The following is a 17,549-nucleotide window of genomic DNA, read 5'->3' on the forward strand; positions in this document are numbered from 1 at the left end:
AAAACACTGCCCTTTTTTTATTGCGTATTCGTTGGCCTTAGTAGGCGTATTCCTTGAACAACGGATCGACCGAACCGTTCCATTCGGTTTCATACTTATCAAGGAATTCCTCTGCCAGGGTGCGCCCGCTTTGTGCGACGTCATCAAGGCTATCAAGGAAATGGCCTTCATCGTCGCCGTAGCTGTCCATGCGACCACGGTTTTTAAGACCTTGACGGGAAATCGCCAGAACGTCTTTTGACAGATCCTGAACCGTGCCGTTTTTGAACGGCGTGGCAAGGGCGGTGCGCGGAACATCGTTGCGAAGGGCTTCACGTTCGGCAACCGACAGGTCCTTGACCAGATCCCATGCGGCATCAAGGGCCGCGTCATCATACAGCAAACCAACCCAAAGAGCCGGCAGCGCACAGATGCGTTTCCACGGGCCACCATCGGCACCACGCATTTCAAGGAACTTCTTAAGACGCACTTCCGGGAAGGCCGTGGTCATGTGATCAGACCAGTCATTCATGGTCGGGCGTTCGCCCGGCAGAACATCAAGTTTGCCATCCATGAAATCACGGAACGACTTGCCCGCCGCATCAATGTATTTGCCGTCGCGATAGACGAAATACATCGGCACATCGAGCATGTAGTCGACATAGCGTTCAAAGCCAAAACCGTCCTCGAACACGAATGGCAGCATGCCACAACGATCCGGGTCGGTATCGGTCCAGACGTTTGATCGTGCCGACAAGAAGCCGCTTGGCTTGCCATCAACAAACGGGGACGCCGCAAACAGGGCGGTCGCCACCGGCTGAAGCGCCAAAGAGGTCCGGAATTTCTTGACCATGTCGGCTTCGGAACTGAAATCCAGATTGACCTGAATGGTCGAGGTCCTCAGCATCATGTCCAGCCCAAGGTTTCCGACCTTGGGCATGTAATTTTTCATGATCTCGTAGCGGCCCTTGGGCATCCACGGGATATCTTCACGTTTCCATTTCGGATTATGGCCGACACCCAGCATATCAATGCCAAGCCCGTCACAAATCTCGCGGACTTCGTGCAGGTGCGTATGCACTTCACCACAGGTCTGGTGAATGTTTTTAAGCGGCGCACCGGAAAGTTCGATCTGTCCGCCCGGCTCGAGCGAGACGGAACATTTATCCTTGGTCAGTGCAATGACATTGCCGTTCTCAATGATCGGTTCCCAGTCATAATGTTCGGCCAGGGCATTGAGCAGCATTTTAACCCCGCGTTCCCCTTCATAGGGGATGGGGCGAAGATCATCGCGGGTGAAGGCGAATTTTTCGTGTTCGGTGCCGATGGCCCAGTCTTTTTTTGGCGTACAGCCGGACTCGAACCATTCGACAAGCTGGCGCCGGCTTTCAATTACCGGGCTGTCACCAGTGGAGGCGCTGACAGTCATAAGGGCTTCCCCTAATCTCTCGCAACGGGTCGGTGCGACCAATCGCCGATACGATCCTGAAATACGGTCAAAGCTGCAATTGCGGCCGTTTCGGCACGCAGAATACGCGGACCGAGGCTTACAGGCGTTGCAAAAGGCTGTTTGCGGATACGTTCAAGTTCGTCGGCGCTAAAGCCGCCCTCGGGTCCAATCACGATTGCATGGTTAACAACATTGGTATTGTCGATAAACGAGCCAGCGCCCTTTGCCAATAGCTGACTTAGTACTTCACCAATTGGTGACCCCGATCCTGTTTCATCACAAAATAGCAGATGGTGATTTTCCGGCAGATTTGCGACCCAGTCCAAAAGACGCACAGGTTCACAAACCTCAGGCACAGTCAGGCGTTCACACTGTTCTGCCGCCTCAACAACCTGTGCCTGCAAACGATCAAGGCGGACCTTGTCGGTGATGCCATGTTGGGTGATGACCGGTTGCAAACTTTGAACGCCGAGCTCGACCGCCTTTTCAATCAGGAAATCAAGCCGTTGCTTTTTGATCGGCGCAAAAACAAGAGTCGGACCAACTTCGTTGCCCTGCGCGCGCAATTGGCGTTCCGCGGTGACGCTGCCCTTCTTTTTGCGCAGCTCACTGATCGTGCCCAGCCACTCTCCGTCAAGGCCATTAAAAATTTTTACCGGTGTTCCGGGCTTGAGGCGCATGACATGTTCGAGGTAATGAGACTGTTCGGGAGCAAGTTCGATTTCACTATCAGCCGTGATAGGATCCCGAACGAAAAGGCGTTGGCGGGCGCGCGTGGCATCAGCAGTCATAAAGGTCCCCAAAGCCGTTTTACGGCATCTTGAAATGGTTTTTTATCAGATAGGCCAATTATGACACAGGTCAACCAGCCAATACAGACCAGCAAGAACGATATGCCACAGGATGGCTGGATCGATCGTTTCATGCCCGAAGCTGTGCGGCCCTATCTGAAACTTCTGCGCCTTGATCGCCCGATTGGCACCTGGCTTCTGCTTTTGCCCTGCTGGTGGTCCACCGCCATGGCAGGCGGGATAACCGATGCCATCACCACCAAACAGATCGTCATCATGATGGCGCTGTTCGGGGTGGGGGCCGTGATCATGCGCGGGGCCGGTTGCGTGATCAATGATCTGGCCGACCGCAATTTTGATGGCAAGGTCGAACGCACCACCACCCGCCCGCTCCCCAGTGGTCAGGTCAAGGTCTGGCAGGCTTTGCTGTTCCTTGGCTTCATGATGTTGCTGGGACTTGGTATTCTGGTGCAATTCCGGATCGAGGCGATCATTGTCGGCATCTGTTCGATCCCGATCATCATCACCTATCCGTTCATGAAGCGGATCACCTATTGGCCGCAGGCCTGCCTTGGCCTTGCCTTTAACTGGGGCGCGCTGGTCGGTTGGGCGGCTGTGACCGGCACGGTGGAGCCGGCCGCCATTGCCATGTATGCGGCGGGCTTTTTCTGGACGCTTGGCTATGACACCATCTATGCCCATCAGGACAAGGATGATGACGCCAAGATCGGCCTGAAATCCCTGGCACTGCGTTTGGGCGATGCGACACCGAAATGGGCCAAGGGGTTCTATACCATGACCACCCTTTTGCTAGGCGTTTCGGGCATGCTGGCTGGTTTGCACTGGTCCTATTTTGTCTTGCTGGGGTTGGCGGGCATTCACCTTGGCTGGCAGGTTGCCACCGTCAAGCTTGATGATGCGGCCAATTGTCTGAAGCGGTTTAAATCCAACCGCGATTACGGATTACTGGTCCTTGCTGCCATCGTGCTTTCGCACCTGATTGCGAACGCATAACCCGATACCCCTTTTCAAGGTAAACCGCCAATGAGCGAAAATGTCTTCGCCGATGCACTGGTGCCAGATGTCGATGATCCGCAATTTGCCGATCTGATCGAAACATTCACCGTACCGGCCCGCGTGCCACTGGCACCGGAAATCGAGATGTATCTGGCGACTCACATCACCCCGCTTTGGCAGGCGACCGAGGATATTCTGGGTGTGCTTGATATCCCGCCACCCTATTGGGCTTTTGCCTGGCCGGGTGGGCAGGCAATCACGCGCTATATCCTTGATCACCCGGAACTGGTGCGCGGCAAGCGGGTGCTTGATTTCGCCTGTGGCGGCGGCATGCAGGCGATTGCCTGCGTCCGTTCTGACGCCGCAGAAATTCTTGCCAATGACATCGATCCGGTGGCGATTACCGCCACAAGGCTGAACGCCAAACACAATGGTGTTGAAATCCCGACGACGACCGAAAATCTTGTTGGCACCTCGGCCTCGCAAAAGCGCTGGGATGTGATTTTTGCCGGCGACGTCTGTTATCAGCAGGATATGGCAAATGCCGTTTTGCAGTGGCTGATGGCCGAGGCCCGCCTTGGCACCAAGGTGATCCTAGCCGACCCGGGCCGGACCTATGCGCCGACGCACAATATCGACGAGCTTGAAACCTATGACGTACCAGTCGATGTCGCGGTCGAGGACACTGACACCAAGTTCACCCGTATCTGGCAGCTTTTACCGGACCGCGATTAATCCTGTTCAACAACAAGACGGCGAAAAGCCGGATCATCAATGACCCGCAGGACGAACGCGGGGCTAAAGACCTGCCCGGCACGCTTGGCGAAAAGTGCCATCATTTCCCATTGATCAAGGGATGTGAACCGCCGATCTCTGGCCTCAATCGCAGACAAGGCAAACACCGATCCCTGACCAAAAACATGCCCGCGCGCAGATTGGTACATGCCGACGTGATCGGAACGAACCCCGCAATCAAGATCAAGGTCACGACCCGGAAATTGAACATAGCTGTAATGGGCTGGCACCGATTCAGTGACATGCATATGGGCAAGTTGTGTCGGGGTGAGCCAGGTCACCGAAACACGCACGCGCGTGCCCGATGATGGTGCCAGCGTTGCCGGAACTGCGCCGTATCCGGTTATGTGCGTTGAATAGACAATATCATGATGCGCCAGCCAGCCATGGGTCACCGGAATTTCATCTGAAAGATTCTGATGGGTGAACTTTCGGGCAAGTTGTATCGGCGCACGATTGGACCCGACGGCAAGAACCGGCGTCCTGCCCTTTGTCGCAGTCGCGACGTCTGATGGTCCCATCGCAATTACGTCACCACCACGAAACAGAAAGTCGTGATCCGGCGCAGGATAGGGATACAAAAACGCGCGCAGGAGATCCTGCGCGCGTGGATGCTGTTCGATCTGGTCGCGCAACACGGGATCCGTGATCATATGCGCATCAGATATCGAAAACATATTGGTCGTCCGGCTTAGCCTTCGACTACGCGATAGCGATAGTTGCAGTCGTCAACATGCTGCCATGCCAGTTTCGACCATGCTTTTTCTGCATCGCCAAACGTGGCAAACGGGCCATGACGTTCTTCTTCACCGCCAACCGGGGTTTCGAAATCGGTGCTTTCATATTCGCCACCGACAACCCAGTATTCTTCAAGGCGTTCGATACGATACCGCGAATTCGCGTCATCAACCGACTGCCAGGCCATTTTCGACCATTCCTTTTCGGCGTCTTCGAAGCTGCCAAACGGACCAACTTTGGTTTCTTCGCCAATTGGCTTGTCGAAACCGGTATCCTGATAGGTGCCCCCGATAACCCAGTACTTGGCCATCTGTGCGTCCTTCATGCTTTTGGTGAGTTGCCAGGTCGCGTGCTGTGGGTCACGCGACTCTTTTCCTTGCCCATGTATAACCAAATGATGCGCTGACCAAAACCGCAAAATTATGCATCGCCCTGCAACGCAGCATTGTCAGATCATGTAGGGATGGATCGATGCGGTTACAAATAACGTATTTGACAACAGCAAGGTTGTCCCGTTTCGCTCCGCGGCGTATGAAGACAATCAGGTTTCAAAGCTTTGCAGATGACAGGTGCCATGCCCTATCAATCCCTTCGTGACTTCATGGATGCGCTGGAAAAAACCGGCCGTCTTGTCCGTGTCACTGAACCGGTCTCCCCCAATCTTGAAATGACGGAAATCCAGACCCGCCTTCTCGCCGAAGGTGGCCCGGCGGTTCTGTTTGAAAATGTTGTCGGTGATGACGGCAAAAAATATGACATGCCGGTTCTGGTCAACCTGTTTGGCACCGTGGACCGCGTGGCGGCGGGCATGAACCGCAAGCCCGAAGAACTCCGCGAAGTGGGTGAAACTCTGGCGTTTCTCAAACAGCCAGAACCACCGGCCAGCATCCGCGAAGCTTTTTCGATGCTGCCGCTTGCCAAAACCGTGATGGCGATGAAGCCCAAAACGGTTTCGAAGGCACCGTGTCAGGAAGTGGTCCTTCAGGGCGATGACATCGATCTTTCGAAAATTCCGGTGCAATCCTGCTGGCCTGGTGAACCCGGACCGCTGATCACCTGGCCGCTGGTCGTGACCCAGGGGCCAAGTGCTGGCACCAAGGGCGGTGACAAGCGCGATGTGTTTAACCTTGGCATCTATCGCATGCAGGTGTTGGGCAAAAACAAAACCATCATGCGTTGGCTGAAACATCGCGGTGGCGCGCAGCATCATGCGCGCTGGAAACAGGAAAAGCGTGAACCGCTGCCTGCCGCCATTGTTCTGGGCGCAGATCCGGGCACGATCCTTGCCGCGGTCACCCCGGTGCCCGACACCCTGTCGGAATATCAGTTTGCCGGGCTTTTACGCGGCGAAAAAGTCGAACTGGTCGATTGTAAAACCGTCCCGCTCAAGGTCCCGGCCACGGCCGAGATCATTCTTGAAGGCTATGTATCGCTTGATGAATATGCGCCCGAAGGGCCGTATGGCGACCACACCGGTTATTATAACTCGGTCGAAGACTTCCCCGTCTTTACCGTGACCGCCATCACCATGCGCAAAAAGCCAATTTATCTGTCGACCTTCACCGGCCGTCCGCCAGATGAGCCGTCGGTTCTGGGCGAGGCACTGAACGACGTGTTCGTCCCGCTTTTGCAGCAACAATTCCCGGAAATCGTCGATTTCTGGCTGCCACCAGAGGGATGCAGCTATCGCATTGCGGTTGTTTCGATGAAGAAGGCCTATGCCGGCCACGCCAAGCGCGTGATGATGGGCGTCTGGTCATTCTTGCGTCAGTTCATGTACACCAAATTCGTCATTGTCGTGGATGACGATATTGATGTCCGCGACTGGAAGGATGTCATGTGGGCCATCTCTACCCGGATGGACCCGGTACGCGATATTACCACCGTCACCGACACCCCGATTGATTACCTTGATTTCGCATCCCCGGTTTCGGGCCTTGGCGGCAAGCTTGGGCTCGATGCCACCAACAAGCTGCCTGGCGAAACCAACCGCGAATGGGGCGAAAAGATCTATATGGATGATGACATCATCGACCGTGTGGATCAGAAATGGGAACGCTATGGCCTGCCCGGATCAGGCAAGAAAATCTGGCGGGACTAAATGACAAAGGCGGGTTTCAAACCCGCCTTTTCTTTTGACCTGAATGTTTTGACTAGTTTCTGAAGAAGATCCAGTGATCGCCATTTTCATCCGGCTTTTCGGAATAGAAAAACTGCGGCGCATCACACATGAAATCATCAACGCGGATGGCGAAATTGCACATATCCTCATCGCCTATAACTTCGGCCATGTATTCTGTACTGTTTTCCTGCCAGCTCAGCACCGGTGGTGCCGTTTCATCAAAGACACAGAGCGCAAACTGCTCGGATTGCTTGAACGGAATGTACCGGATTTCACTGTGATCTTTGGCGCCATGGTTGGTCACAAACAACAGTGCGAAAAACGGGCCATCAGGGTTATCAAGGTCAACCCATCCGGCGATGCGATCAAGCACGCCATCACAGGTAAAATCACCGGTCAGCATCTGATGGCGGTAATTTCGGGCATATTGCCCGCCCTGCCAGCGCATTTCGTAATAAAACTGAGCGCTTGAAACCGGATCGGTTTCGCCATTCGCATTCAGCTCCCATACACCATTTTCATCCCAGCCTTTCATGACAGTCTTGCTGTCATCTGCGAATGCAGGGCTGACCAATCCGATCAGGCAAGCCACACTAAGCCCGGAAAGAATTTTCTGCTTGTTCATCGCGTTCCCGTTTATCTGGCGCCAGTAGCACTTGTTTGTCTGACTATAACAGAAAGCCGTTTGAAATCTGTCATTGACCGGGCCTTGCCATTCGGCCCTCGTCCTGCCACCTCTGAAACAAGGCAGGAATTTTAGGCCAAAACCAGCTTTTTGTTTCGGGTCTATGCGAAAACGTTCGTGCCCCCTATAACGTAAGAAACACATTCCGATACAAGGGAGCCTCCATGCCCAAGACCGACATGACACTTGATCGCATCAATGACCTTCTCGCACAGGCAAAAAAGGCCGGTGCAGACGATGCCGATGCCGTTTATGTCGAAGGCACATCGCTTTCGGTTGCCCAGCGTCTGGGCAAGATGGAAAAGCTTGAACGTTCCGAGGGGGCCGATCTTGGCCTGCGGGTTCTGATTGGCAAGCAACAGGCAGTTGTATCGTCATCTGATACCAGCGACGCGGCCCTTGCCGAATTGGTCGAACGTGCGGTTGCGATGGCCAAAAATGCCCCGGAAGATCCCTATTGCGGTATTGCCGACCCAAGTGAACTTGCCGAAAGTTTCAATGTCGAAGCACTTGAACTGTGCGAGCCGGGCGAGGTTGATCAGGACAAACTGATCGAATGGGCCAGCGCCTGCGAAGAAGCCGCGCGCTCGGTCGAGGGCATCACCAATTCCGAAGGATCAGAAGCCGGTTGGGGCCGCCATCAGATCACGCTTGCCGCGACCAACGGCTTTGCCAATTCCTATGCCGGGTCCGGCAGCCACATTTCGGTTTCCGTATTGGCGGGCACCGGTACAGGCATGGAACGCGATTATGATTACGACAGCGCAGTGTTTTCCACCGATCTGCGCGATCCGGTCGATATCGGCAAAAAGGCCGCCGAAAAAACCCTGCGGCGTCTGAACCCGCGCAAGGTAAAAAGCGCGCAGGTCCCGGTGATCTATGATCCGCGCGTTTCGGCATCGATCGTCGGGCACCTGTCATCGGCGATCAATGGTTCCGGCATCGCACGCGGTACAAGCTTCCTGCTTGATGCCATGGGCAACGAAATCTTTGCGCCGCATATCAACATCATTGATGATCCGCACCGTAAACGCGGTCTGCGCTCCAAACCGTTTGATGCCGAAGGCGTCGCAAACCAGAAACGCCATCTGATCGAAAACGGTGTTCTGAAAACCTGGATCATGGATCTGCGTTCGGCCCGTCAGCTTGGCCTGAAATCGACCGGTAATGCGTCACGCGGGGCCGGAAGCCTGCCTGGGCCGTCGACCACCAACCTTTACATGGAACCGGGCACCATTTCGCCCGAAGACATGATCAAGGATATCAAATCCGGCCTTTACATCACCGAGATGATCGGCAGCAGCGTGAATGGCGTGACGGGCGATTATTCGCGCGGGGCGTCGGGGTATTGGATTGAAAATGGCGAACTGGCCTATCCGGTGTCTGAAATCACGGTGGCCGGCAACCTCAAAGACATGTTCAAGACTGTCGTCCCGGCCAATGACCTGACATTCAAATACGGCACCAATGCCCCGACCCTTCGCATTGACGGCATGACGCTGGCCGGGCAGTAACCGACCCTCGCTATTGCCCAATCAAAAAAAGAACGCCCGGTCGATTTGACCGGGCGTTTTGCCTTTTTTGGGTATCTGAAAGCCCGAAAGGCCTAAGTCGATCGGATGGCAGTGACGAAATTGTCCGTCGCACCTTTCAGGGTGGCAAAGTTTTCGGACAAAGTGCTGACAGCGGTTAAAACGTCGCTTGATGCTGTACCTGCATCATTTACAGCCTGTGAAACCGTGACAATGTTGGAACTGACAACCGTTGTCCCGGTCGCGGCCTGTTCGATGTTAAAGGCGATTTCACGGGTTGCTGCCGATTGTTCCTCCACCGCCGAGGAAATGGTCGCAACAATGCCTTCCATTTCGCTGATCGTTTGGCTGATCAGTTCGATCTGGTTGGCGGCAAAGCCAGTGCGGCTTTGGACACTGTCGACTTGGGCGCGGATTTCTTCTGTTGCCTTGGCCGTTTGCGCCGAAAGGGTTTTGACTTCATTGGCGACAACCGCAAAACCTTTGCCCGCATCGCCCGCCCGCGAAGCTTCAATCGTCGCATTGAGCGCAAGCATATTGGTCTGGTCGGAAATATCGCTAATCAGTTTGAGTACATGATCGATATTGTTGGAAGCCTCGACCAGTTCCTTGATACCGCGCATGGTTTCGCGGGCCTGATCAACAGCCTTTTTGGCGATTTCATTTGAAAAGACAACCTGACGATTGATCTCCTCAATCGAACTGTTGAGCTCCTCTGTTGCCGAGGCAACGGAATCCACATTGCCACTTGCCTCTTCACTGGCCGAGGCAACGGCCGTCGTTTGCTCTGACGCCGAATTTGCGATCTGGGACATGCCGGTGGCAGTTGCCTGCAACTCGACGGCCGCGGCAGCGACCGCTTCGATAATGGTCCCGACACTTGTCGTAAAACTGTCCGCCGTCTGGTTCATGAACCGCCGCTGTTCTTCCTTGGACCGTTCTTCCTGCGCGCGGGCTTCGGCTTCGAGTTCATCATTGCGAATGGCATTGGTTTTGAACACCTGAACCGCCTGCGCCATCTGGCCGATTTCGTCCTTGCGGGTCTGTCCGGGAATTTCAACACCCAGATCATGATCAGCCAGCCTGCGCATGATGGTCGTAATCGCGGTGATCGGACGCGACAAACGATCCCCCATGAGCCAGGCCAGAACCATCCCAAGCACGGCACCGCCAATTGATGCGATCAGGATTTCCTTTTCTGCCAGAATGATTTCGGCGACGACCTTTTCAAAGATGGTGTGCTCTGCCACCGCCAGTTCCTGTTTCAGGGCCTCGGCATCGGCAATAATGCCCTCGGATGCTTCGCGCATGGTCCCGTGGACTGTTGCGACAATTTCCAGTTCGTCGGCACGCACCTTGTCGAAGACCTGACGATAATCGGCAAACAGTTCCTTGGCTTCCTTCAGAACACTGGAAAGTTCGCCAGACAATGGTTGATCACCAATGCTGCCCAGTGCGGTCTCAAGCTTGGCAAATTCGTCGGCCGACTTGGCGCCAAAGCTGTCATCCTGACGGCCAATCAGGATATTGGCATACAACCTTGCCAGAAGCGCATGCTCACGTGCCGCGACTGAGCGTTTGAGGAGTTCAAGATCGCCGGTATTCTGCGCATGGGCGACAAGCTTGTCGAGATCGGCAACGATCTTGATCCCGTCCGGCTCAAGGCGATCCAGGATCAGGGAATGGTATTCGTCGCTCAGGCTTTTGGCAGCTGTGAAGCTTTCAAGGTAGACATCAAGCTCATGCGCAATATGTTCGATGCGATTGCGATGTTCTTCGACCATGAATTGCGACTGCGCGTCTTGAAGCATCAGTTCAAGCTGCTTGGCATAGGTAAACACGGCGTTGGCATCTGCCGGATCAGCCGTATTGGCAAATTCACGCGCGTGATTGTTAAAGCGCAGGAACTGCGTCTCGATCTCGCTGATCAGCGCCGCTTCTTCGACATAATGGGCATATTCATCCACATCATGTGACACCGCAACAAAGGTGAAATACGCAAAGGCAAGTGCCGAAATGAGAATTGCCAGCACCGCGGCAAAACCAGCCAGAATTTTTGTTTTTATCTGCATGTCAGCCAACACACCTGAGTTGAGAACCAAAGCAGAGGACCCCGAAACCATCGTCAAACTCCTTGCAAGGCGAAGACAACCATCTACGCTCACCGATGCGATCTGGCGGAATTGTCTCGGTGCCCAATATCCTCAAACGGAGAGGGGGCACACACTTATCCCCCTTAAATTAAATTGGAAAAAAGAAGTTCAACTTCAAGGAGTCACTGACGTTTCATCACAGATGCGCCATAAAGCTCAGAAAGCCGGGCATATCAGCGAGACAACCCGACACACTGAGGAATGAAGTTTGGAAGCGATTTCTTTTAATCTGCAGCGATCCGAAGCAGATCAGGTGATGGGTGATCGGTCATTGAAGACAATGCGGCATAGGCCGGCGGCACCATCAATCGCACAGGATAGGGGGACAAGCTGATCTCGCACGGCAGCTTGCCGGCACTTTCCCCGTCAATCTGAAGCGGGGCCGGGCCGCAATGACTGGTGATCGTGATGCGTTCCGCCCGGACCACCGAAACGTCACTTTGGGCATGCAAACGATTAAGCGTCAGTGCCAGACCATAACGTGACAAGGCCCCGATTCCGTTGCCCGGCATCAGAACCACATCAAGGCTGTTGGCGGTCAGGCTGGCATCGGGCGATATGACAAATGCCCCGCCATAATGTTGCGCATGGGTTACAACCACGCCCGACACCCGATAATTTTCCCGACCGATACTGACTTCAAAATCACGATGGCGCGGGAAAAAGATGTTGCGAAGGCCTTCCAGAACATAGGCCCCCTTGCCAATCAGGCGTTTGAGCCGAAGCGAGACATTGGCGACCGTATCGGCATCGGCCCCCATGCCGACCATCAAAAAGAACGCCCGACCATTAACCAGTCCCGGACGCACCCAGACCCTGCCGGGATTATTGATATAGTCGGCAATCGCGCGGGCCCGGATTTCAAGCCCGACCTCGACCGCAAGCACATTAGCGGTTCCAAGCGGGATGATGCCAAGTGGCGGGACTTCGTGCCCGTCAATCTGGGCATCAAGCAATCCGTTTAATGCCTCGTTAAGCGACCCGTCGCCACCGGCAACAAATAAACGTTGATGGGCACGGACCTTGCGGGCCAGTTCGCGGGCGTGACCGGGATGGGTGGTTTGTAGCAACTCCACCTTGATGCCGGCATGTTGCAATATCTGGGATAAAAACCGCTGTTTATTGCCACCTGCACGTGGATTGAAGATGACAGTCACATCCGCATCGGTCATTTGGACCCACTTCCGAAATAAAAATGAAATAAATTTTTCACAGCACCTACCATATGAAATAAAACATGTAACAGTTGCTTTACAGAACTGCGAAATTTCTGTGAACGGGTTATATAATCCAACGATTTGTTTTAAACCGATACTGGCTTGGAACAGTATTCGGCAAGACAAACTGTCGAATTCCAGCCATCCTTTTGGCAGGATACGGAGGAGCGGCAATGACAGCGATGACGCTGCAACCGCATTACCGCACGGTCTGGATTTCAGACGTCCATCTGGGGACACGTGGATGTCAGGCAGACCTTCTATTGGATTTCCTCAATGAAGTGACGGCAGACACCTATTATCTGGTGGGTGACATTATTGACGGCTGGCGCCTCAAGAAAAGCTGGTACTGGCCGGAAAGTCATCATGCCGTGATCACGACAATCATGGAAAAGGCAAAGAATGGCGCCAAAGTCATCTTCGTCCCCGGGAACCATGATGAATTCGCCCGCGAGTTTGTCGATATGACTTTTGGCCATGTCGACGTTAAAATGAACGATATCCACGTCACCGCCGATGGCAAGCGCCTTTTGGTCATCCATGGCGATGAGTTTGACGGGGTCGTCAAATACGCCAAGTGGCTGGCCTACCTTGGTGACACCGCCTACAACCTTGCCATTACGCTCAACCGTTATTTCAACGGCGTTCGCCGCCGTCTTGGTTACGGGTACTGGTCGCTTTCAGCCTATCTTAAGAACCGGGTGAAAAACGCCGTTCAGTTCATCTGCAACTTTGAAAATGCCGTCGCCCACGAAGCCGCCAAACGCAAGGTGGATGGCGTGGTCTGTGGTCATATCCATCACGCCGAAAAACGCAAGATCGGCGATGTGCTCTATTGCAACGATGGTGACTGGGTTGAAAGCTGTACTGCCCTTGTCGAAGACAAAGAGGGCAAGCTTGAACTGCTGCACTGGGCCGAAATGCGCCAGATGGCAATGAGCCATTCAAGCCCCGGTCACGATGCGGCAAGCGCCCCGTCGCTTGGCCTTGGCAAATTGATTTCCATGTTTCGTATCGCCCATGAAGCGGGCAACTCTGCATCGGGCTCTTCGAAAAAGGGCAATGATGCACCGATTGGAAAGACTGCATGAAAATACTGATCGTAACCGATGCCTGGTATCCGCAGGTCAACGGTGTTGTCCGTACCCTTGAAACCGTACGGGGCGAGTTGGGCGAGATGGGACATGACGTTCATGTCATCTCGCCCGATCAGTTTAAAACCATCCCCTGCCCAACTTATCCGGAAATCCAGCTGGCGCTTTTTGCCAAACGCAAAATGGCCAAGATGATCGAGGCCCTTCATCCCGTCGCCATTCATATTTCAACCGAAGGCCCGCTGGGTCAGGCCGCACGGGCCTATTGCCTTAAGCGTGGCATTCCGTTTTCGACCGCCTATCACACGCGCTTCCCGGAATATATTCACGCCCGCTGGCGCCTGCCGCTTTCGATCCTTTATCGCGGCATGAAGCATTTCCACGGCAAATCGCAATCCGTCATGGTCGCGACCGAAACCCTGCGTCAGGAACTGTCCGACTGGGGCTTCAACAACCTGCAAATCTGGTCACGCGGTGTGGATCTGGACCTGTTCCGCCCCCGCCCGGAAGCCAGTTTTGGCGATTTCCCAAAACCGCACTGGCTGTTTGTCGGCCGGGTTGCGGTGGAAAAGAATATCGGCCATTTCCTGGATCTCGACCTGCCGGGCACGAAATTCGTTGTCGGCGATGGCCCGCAGCTAAATGAGCTCAAGGGCAAATATCCCAACGCACAGTTTCTTGGTAAAAAAATCGGTGAAGAACTGGCAACGGCCTTTGCCGCCGCCGACGTCTTTGTCTTCCCCAGCAAGACCGATACGTTCGGCCTTGTGATCCTTGAAGCGCTGGCGTCGGGGACCCCGGTTGCGGTTTTCCCGGTTCAGGGACCAGCCGATATCGTGCGTGGCACCAGGGCCGGCGCCATCGATGCCGACCTGCGCGAAGCCGCCTTGGCGGCGTTGGAACTTAAAAGTGACGATGCCCGCGCGTTGGCCGAACAATATAGCTGGCGCAACTCGGCCAACCAGTTCCTGCACAATCTGGCACCGTTTTCCGGTGGATTTGATGGTGTCGAGGCAACCCGCATTTCACTGGATGACGCGGCTAATACCAGCGCAGCAAAGTCAGCGGTCGCAAAACCGGATCACGCGCCTGAAACCGTGGCAGGCAAGGCACCTGTTGGGCAACCAGCCCAATAGGCCGCACGCCTAATCAGCGATACAGGCTTTTGCGCAAGGTGCGGTATGCCCAAAGACCGTTGAGCGCATCCGTACCCAGCCAGCGACGGAACGGGCGCAGCATCAGATAGACCGGGCGCAATAGCCTGATCACCTTACGCAGCGGCACCAATTGCGGTGCGGTTGCACCAGCGGCCTCAACATAGGCCTGCCATCCGGCACGCAGCAATTCCGGGCGTTTTTTAAACTCACGCTGGATGGAAAAAACAAACAGCAAGATGTCGCGCGCCTGGGCATCAATTACCGGCATGCGGGCGTTCGGATCTTCTTCGAAATCGATAAAGCCGATCTGATGATCTTCGCGCAGCGTCATGTTGCGAAGCAACGGCGCACCATGCGCGACCCCTTCGCCATGCAATCTTGCCAGGGCCGCACCGGCGTCAACAACATGGCGACGGATGGCATCATCATTGCCCTTGTCGACATCATCTTCGATGCAGGTTTTAAGGATGCGCCCATTATCGCCGATGGCAATCCAGTTTTCACCGACGTCAATCAGATCAGGGACCAACACACCAAGGGCGGCAAGCTTGCGCAACGTCGTGGCCTCGCTTTCAAGGCCCTTTTGCCCGCCGGGCGATACGGTCGGGCGCAACAATGGAATACCCGTAATGTTGGCCGCAAAGCGCTGAACGCTGTGCCAGACTTTATGTTTGGCCGGAACTGCCTGTTTGACCCAAATGCGCCGGTTATCCCAGCGCAGCGGGAAAACCCGTGCACCGACACCCTGGGCCACGGTGCGTTCGACAAGTGCGTGGAGTTGCTCGTTCATTTATTTGTCTTATATGTCGCAGTTGGCAATCTGCTGTTATGCAGACCATTTTTGTGTCCGTTAAAGCGTCTCAGCAGCTTGCCGCCCTTGTCCGAGCGTGCTAGCAACAGCGCGAGTATTTTACTTTTATGATGCCGTATCCATAACGATAGTATCAATTCGATACAATCTGGAAATGGCGAAGAAGGCCGGGATCAAATCATTGCCAAAGAATTCGTTGGATCATACTGCAGAACACTGGGGTACCTGGCCGCTGGTCAAGCGTATCGTGCGAGATGCGGTTGCCCCCTATCTTGGCAAAATACTGCTTGCGCTTCTCTGCATGGCGCTAATGGCAGGGGCGACCGGACTTTATGCGCTTTTGATGGATCCGATCATCAATGATGTTTTCATCAACAAGAAGGAAAACATGCTGGTGCCCGTCGGGGCGGCGGTTCTTGGATCCTTTGCTCTCAAAGGCTTTGCCAACTATGGGCAGACAGTTTTGATGAGCTATGTCGGCGGGCGTATTCTGGCCGATCTGCAAAACAGCCTCTATGAGCACGTCATTCGCCTTGATATCGGCTTTTTCCACAGCACGAATACCGGCAAGCTGATCACGCGCTTTACCAACGACATCACTGCGATGCGCGCAGCAGTTTCAAACTCGCTGACTGGTTTTGGCAAAGACCTTCTGACCGCTGTCGTCCTTGTCGGCGTGATGTTCTACAAGGACTGGTTGCTGGCAATCATCGCCTTTACCGTATTTCCCGCTGCGATCTATCCGATTGCACGACTGGGTAAACGCATGCGCAAGGTGTCTGCAAACACCCAGCAACAGATTGGCGAATTCGCCACCTTGCTTGAACAAACCTTCCAGGGCATTCGCCACGTGAAGGCATATGGCATGGAGCCCTATGAATGTTCACGCATGGGCAAGCTGGTTGAAACCGTCTTCAAACTGAGCTTCAAGGCCTCGACGGTTAGCGCGCGTTCGTCCCCCATCATGGAAACACTTGGTGGTGCAGCAATCACCGCGATCATCATCTATGGCGGCAACCGCGTGATCGACGGGGCAAGTGACCCCGGAAGCTTCTTTGCCTTTATCACAGCCTTGCTTCTGGCCTATGAGCCGGTCAAACGTTTGGCCAATATCAACATCACCTTGCAGCAAGGCCTTGCTGCATCCCAGCGCGTCTTTACGGTTCTTGATATTGAACCTGAAATCAAGGACGCACCGGATGCCAAGGAGCTCGCGGTTTCGGGCGGCAACATCAACTTCAAAAACGTTGCCTTTGCCTATACCCCTGAAATCACAGCACTCCGCGAGATTGATCTTGATATCAAGGCGGGCGAAACCGTGGCCCTTGTTGGCCCGTCGGGCGCGGGCAAATCGACCATCCTCAACCTGATCCCGCGTTTCTATGACATTGATCAGGGTGCGATTACCATTGATGGTCAGGATATCCGCAATGTGACGCTTGAAAGCCTGCGCAAGGCAACCGCGCTTGTCAGTCAGGAAATCACCCTGTTTGACGATACGGTGCGTGCCAACATCGCCTATGGTCGCGCCGGCGCATCGGATGCCGAGATCGAACAGGCCGCACGTCAGGCCGCCGCCCACGACTTTATCGGACAGCTTCAACATGGCTATGACACGATTGTCGGCGAACATGGGGTGAAGCTGTCAGGTGGCCAGCGTCAGCGTATTGCGATTGCGCGCGCCATGCTGAAAAACGCGCCGATCCTGCTGCTTGATGAGGCGACCTCGGCCCTTGATACGGAATCCGAACGCCACATTCAGGGGGCTTTGGCCGAACTGATGAAAGGCCGGACCACTCTTGTAATTGCGCACCGTCTGTCGACCATCATTGATGCCGACAAGATTTGCGTCGTCAGCAATGGTCGCGTGACCGAACAGGGCAAACACGAAGAATTGCTAGCACTGGGAGGGGCTTATGCTCACCTCTATAACTTGCAATTCTCGGAAGAAAACGGAAACTGATCCGGACAACTTCGGGAATATCGGGCGTGCAGTGGCATAAACGGA

General features: G+C 54.5%; 15 protein-coding genes. 7 read left to right on the forward strand and 8 right to left on the reverse strand.

Annotated features, from left to right (window positions below; translation table 11 throughout):
* Positions 1-37 precede the first annotated feature (37 nt).
* Both AC5Q5A_RS07745 and AC5Q5A_RS07750 read right to left on the reverse strand, forming a co-directional pair.
* Positions 38-1,408 carry a glutamate--cysteine ligase gene (locus tag AC5Q5A_RS07745; protein ID WP_064782143.1) on the reverse strand — a complete coding sequence of 457 codons (1,371 nt, stop codon included), beginning with the start codon at positions 1,406-1,408 and terminating at the stop codon, positions 38-40.
* A gap of 11 nt (positions 1,409-1,419) precedes the next feature.
* On the reverse strand, positions 1,420-2,220 hold the full coding sequence (locus AC5Q5A_RS07750; RefSeq protein WP_063087326.1) for a 16S rRNA (uracil(1498)-N(3))-methyltransferase: 801 nt from the start codon (positions 2,218-2,220) through the stop codon (positions 1,420-1,422).
* Positions 2,221-2,280: 60 nt separating this feature from the next.
* Between AC5Q5A_RS07750 and ubiA the strand changes: the two genes are divergently transcribed.
* Together ubiA and AC5Q5A_RS07760 are read left to right on the forward strand one after the other, a co-directional pair.
* Positions 2,281-3,234: a 4-hydroxybenzoate octaprenyltransferase gene (gene ubiA / locus AC5Q5A_RS07755; protein ID WP_493894876.1), complete on the forward strand. Its 954-nt coding sequence runs from the start codon at positions 2,281-2,283 to the stop codon at positions 3,232-3,234.
* Positions 3,235-3,264: 30 nt separating this feature from the next.
* Positions 3,265-3,972 (forward strand): class I SAM-dependent methyltransferase, encoded by a 708-nt coding sequence (locus tag AC5Q5A_RS07760; RefSeq protein ID WP_493894877.1) that lies wholly within the window; start codon positions 3,265-3,267, stop codon positions 3,970-3,972.
* Here the strand turns inward: AC5Q5A_RS07760 and AC5Q5A_RS07765 are convergent.
* Positions 3,969-4,685, reverse strand: a complete 717-nt coding sequence (locus tag AC5Q5A_RS07765; RefSeq protein WP_493894878.1) for a hypothetical protein — start codon at positions 4,683-4,685, stop codon at positions 3,969-3,971. The two genes, AC5Q5A_RS07760 and AC5Q5A_RS07765, sit on opposite strands and share 4 nt — an antisense overlap.
* Before the next feature lie 38 nt (positions 4,686-4,723).
* Positions 4,724-5,080: a DUF4170 domain-containing protein gene (locus AC5Q5A_RS07770; RefSeq protein WP_064782192.1), complete on the reverse strand. Its 357-nt coding sequence runs from the start codon at positions 5,078-5,080 to the stop codon at positions 4,724-4,726.
* A gap of 264 nt (positions 5,081-5,344) precedes the next feature.
* Between AC5Q5A_RS07770 and AC5Q5A_RS07775 the strand changes: the two genes are divergently transcribed.
* Complete coding sequence (locus AC5Q5A_RS07775; protein ID WP_287444466.1) at positions 5,345-6,871, forward strand: UbiD family decarboxylase; 1,527 nt, start codon at positions 5,345-5,347, stop codon at positions 6,869-6,871.
* Positions 6,872-6,923: 52 nt separating this feature from the next.
* Here the strand turns inward: AC5Q5A_RS07775 and AC5Q5A_RS07780 are convergent, their stop codons facing one another.
* Entirely contained in the window at positions 6,924-7,517 is a 594-nt protein-coding gene (locus AC5Q5A_RS07780) for a hypothetical protein (protein ID WP_493894879.1), read from the reverse strand.
* Positions 7,518-7,741: 224 nt separating this feature from the next.
* On the opposite strand from AC5Q5A_RS07780, the gene AC5Q5A_RS07785 reads away from it, so the two are divergent.
* Positions 7,742-9,091 (forward strand): TldD/PmbA family protein, encoded by a 1,350-nt coding sequence (locus tag AC5Q5A_RS07785; RefSeq protein WP_493894880.1) that lies wholly within the window; start codon positions 7,742-7,744, stop codon positions 9,089-9,091.
* Positions 9,092-9,183: 92 nt separating this feature from the next.
* Here the strand turns inward: AC5Q5A_RS07785 and AC5Q5A_RS07790 are convergent, their stop codons facing one another.
* Together AC5Q5A_RS07790 and AC5Q5A_RS07795 are read right to left on the reverse strand one after the other, a co-directional pair.
* Positions 9,184-11,181 carry a methyl-accepting chemotaxis protein gene (locus AC5Q5A_RS07790; RefSeq protein WP_493894881.1) on the reverse strand — a complete coding sequence of 666 codons (1,998 nt, stop codon included), beginning with the start codon at positions 11,179-11,181 and terminating at the stop codon, positions 9,184-9,186.
* 305 nt (positions 11,182-11,486) lie between these two features.
* A complete protein-coding gene (locus tag AC5Q5A_RS07795) occupies positions 11,487-12,434 on the reverse strand; it encodes a diacylglycerol/lipid kinase family protein (RefSeq protein ID WP_493894882.1) in 948 nt (315 codons plus the stop codon).
* Between the two features lie 218 nt (positions 12,435-12,652).
* Between AC5Q5A_RS07795 and AC5Q5A_RS07800 the strand changes: the two genes are divergently transcribed.
* Complete coding sequence (locus AC5Q5A_RS07800) at positions 12,653-13,570, forward strand: UDP-2,3-diacylglucosamine diphosphatase (protein ID WP_008891533.1); 918 nt, start codon at positions 12,653-12,655, stop codon at positions 13,568-13,570.
* A complete protein-coding gene (locus AC5Q5A_RS07805) occupies positions 13,567-14,709 on the forward strand; it encodes a glycosyltransferase family 4 protein (protein ID WP_493894883.1) in 1,143 nt (380 codons plus the stop codon). The genes AC5Q5A_RS07800 and AC5Q5A_RS07805 overlap by 4 nt, the downstream gene beginning before the upstream one ends.
* Before the next feature lie 13 nt (positions 14,710-14,722).
* On the opposite strand, the gene AC5Q5A_RS07810 is transcribed toward AC5Q5A_RS07805, so the two are convergent.
* Positions 14,723-15,520, reverse strand: coding sequence for a hypothetical protein (locus tag AC5Q5A_RS07810; protein ID WP_493894884.1), 798 nt, complete (start codon positions 15,518-15,520; stop codon positions 14,723-14,725).
* A gap of 175 nt (positions 15,521-15,695) precedes the next feature.
* Here AC5Q5A_RS07810 and AC5Q5A_RS07815 point away from each other — a divergent pair, with 175 nt between their 5' ends.
* Entirely contained in the window at positions 15,696-17,504 is a 1,809-nt protein-coding gene (locus AC5Q5A_RS07815) for an ABC transporter ATP-binding protein (RefSeq protein ID WP_120225515.1), read from the forward strand.
* The last annotated feature ends 45 nt before the right edge of the window (positions 17,505-17,549 follow it).

Source organism: Thalassospira sp. CA1, assembly GCF_059052855.1.

Bases quoted from the DNA above. Each gene is read 5' to 3' on its own strand.
- AC5Q5A_RS07790 (WP_493894881.1), bottom strand. From the start codon at position 11,181: ATGCAGATAAAAACAAAAATTCTGGCTGGTTTTGCCGCGGTGCTGGCA.
- AC5Q5A_RS07765 (WP_493894878.1), bottom strand. From the start codon at position 4,685: ATGATCACGGATCCCGTGTTGCGCGACCAGATCGAACAGCATCCACGC.
- AC5Q5A_RS07750 (WP_063087326.1), bottom strand. From the start codon at position 2,220: ATGACTGCTGATGCCACGCGCGCCCGCCAACGCCTTTTCGTTCGGGAT.
- AC5Q5A_RS07800 (WP_008891533.1), top strand. From the start codon at position 12,653: ATGACAGCGATGACGCTGCAACCGCATTACCGCACGGTCTGGATTTCA.
- ubiA (WP_493894876.1), top strand. From the start codon at position 2,281: ATGACACAGGTCAACCAGCCAATACAGACCAGCAAGAACGATATGCCA.
- AC5Q5A_RS07745 (WP_064782143.1), bottom strand. From the start codon at position 1,408: ATGACTGTCAGCGCCTCCACTGGTGACAGCCCGGTAATTGAAAGCCGG.
- AC5Q5A_RS07770 (WP_064782192.1), bottom strand. From the start codon at position 5,080: ATGGCCAAGTACTGGGTTATCGGGGGCACCTATCAGGATACCGGTTTC.
- AC5Q5A_RS07785 (WP_493894880.1), top strand. From the start codon at position 7,742: ATGCCCAAGACCGACATGACACTTGATCGCATCAATGACCTTCTCGCA.
- AC5Q5A_RS07810 (WP_493894884.1), bottom strand. From the start codon at position 15,520: ATGAACGAGCAACTCCACGCACTTGTCGAACGCACCGTGGCCCAGGGT.
- AC5Q5A_RS07795 (WP_493894882.1), bottom strand. From the start codon at position 12,434: ATGACCGATGCGGATGTGACTGTCATCTTCAATCCACGTGCAGGTGGC.
- AC5Q5A_RS07760 (WP_493894877.1), top strand. From the start codon at position 3,265: ATGAGCGAAAATGTCTTCGCCGATGCACTGGTGCCAGATGTCGATGAT.
- AC5Q5A_RS07775 (WP_287444466.1), top strand. From the start codon at position 5,345: ATGCCCTATCAATCCCTTCGTGACTTCATGGATGCGCTGGAAAAAACC.
- AC5Q5A_RS07805 (WP_493894883.1), top strand. From the start codon at position 13,567: ATGAAAATACTGATCGTAACCGATGCCTGGTATCCGCAGGTCAACGGT.
- AC5Q5A_RS07815 (WP_120225515.1), top strand. From the start codon at position 15,696: ATGGCGAAGAAGGCCGGGATCAAATCATTGCCAAAGAATTCGTTGGAT.
- AC5Q5A_RS07780 (WP_493894879.1), bottom strand. From the start codon at position 7,517: ATGAACAAGCAGAAAATTCTTTCCGGGCTTAGTGTGGCTTGCCTGATC.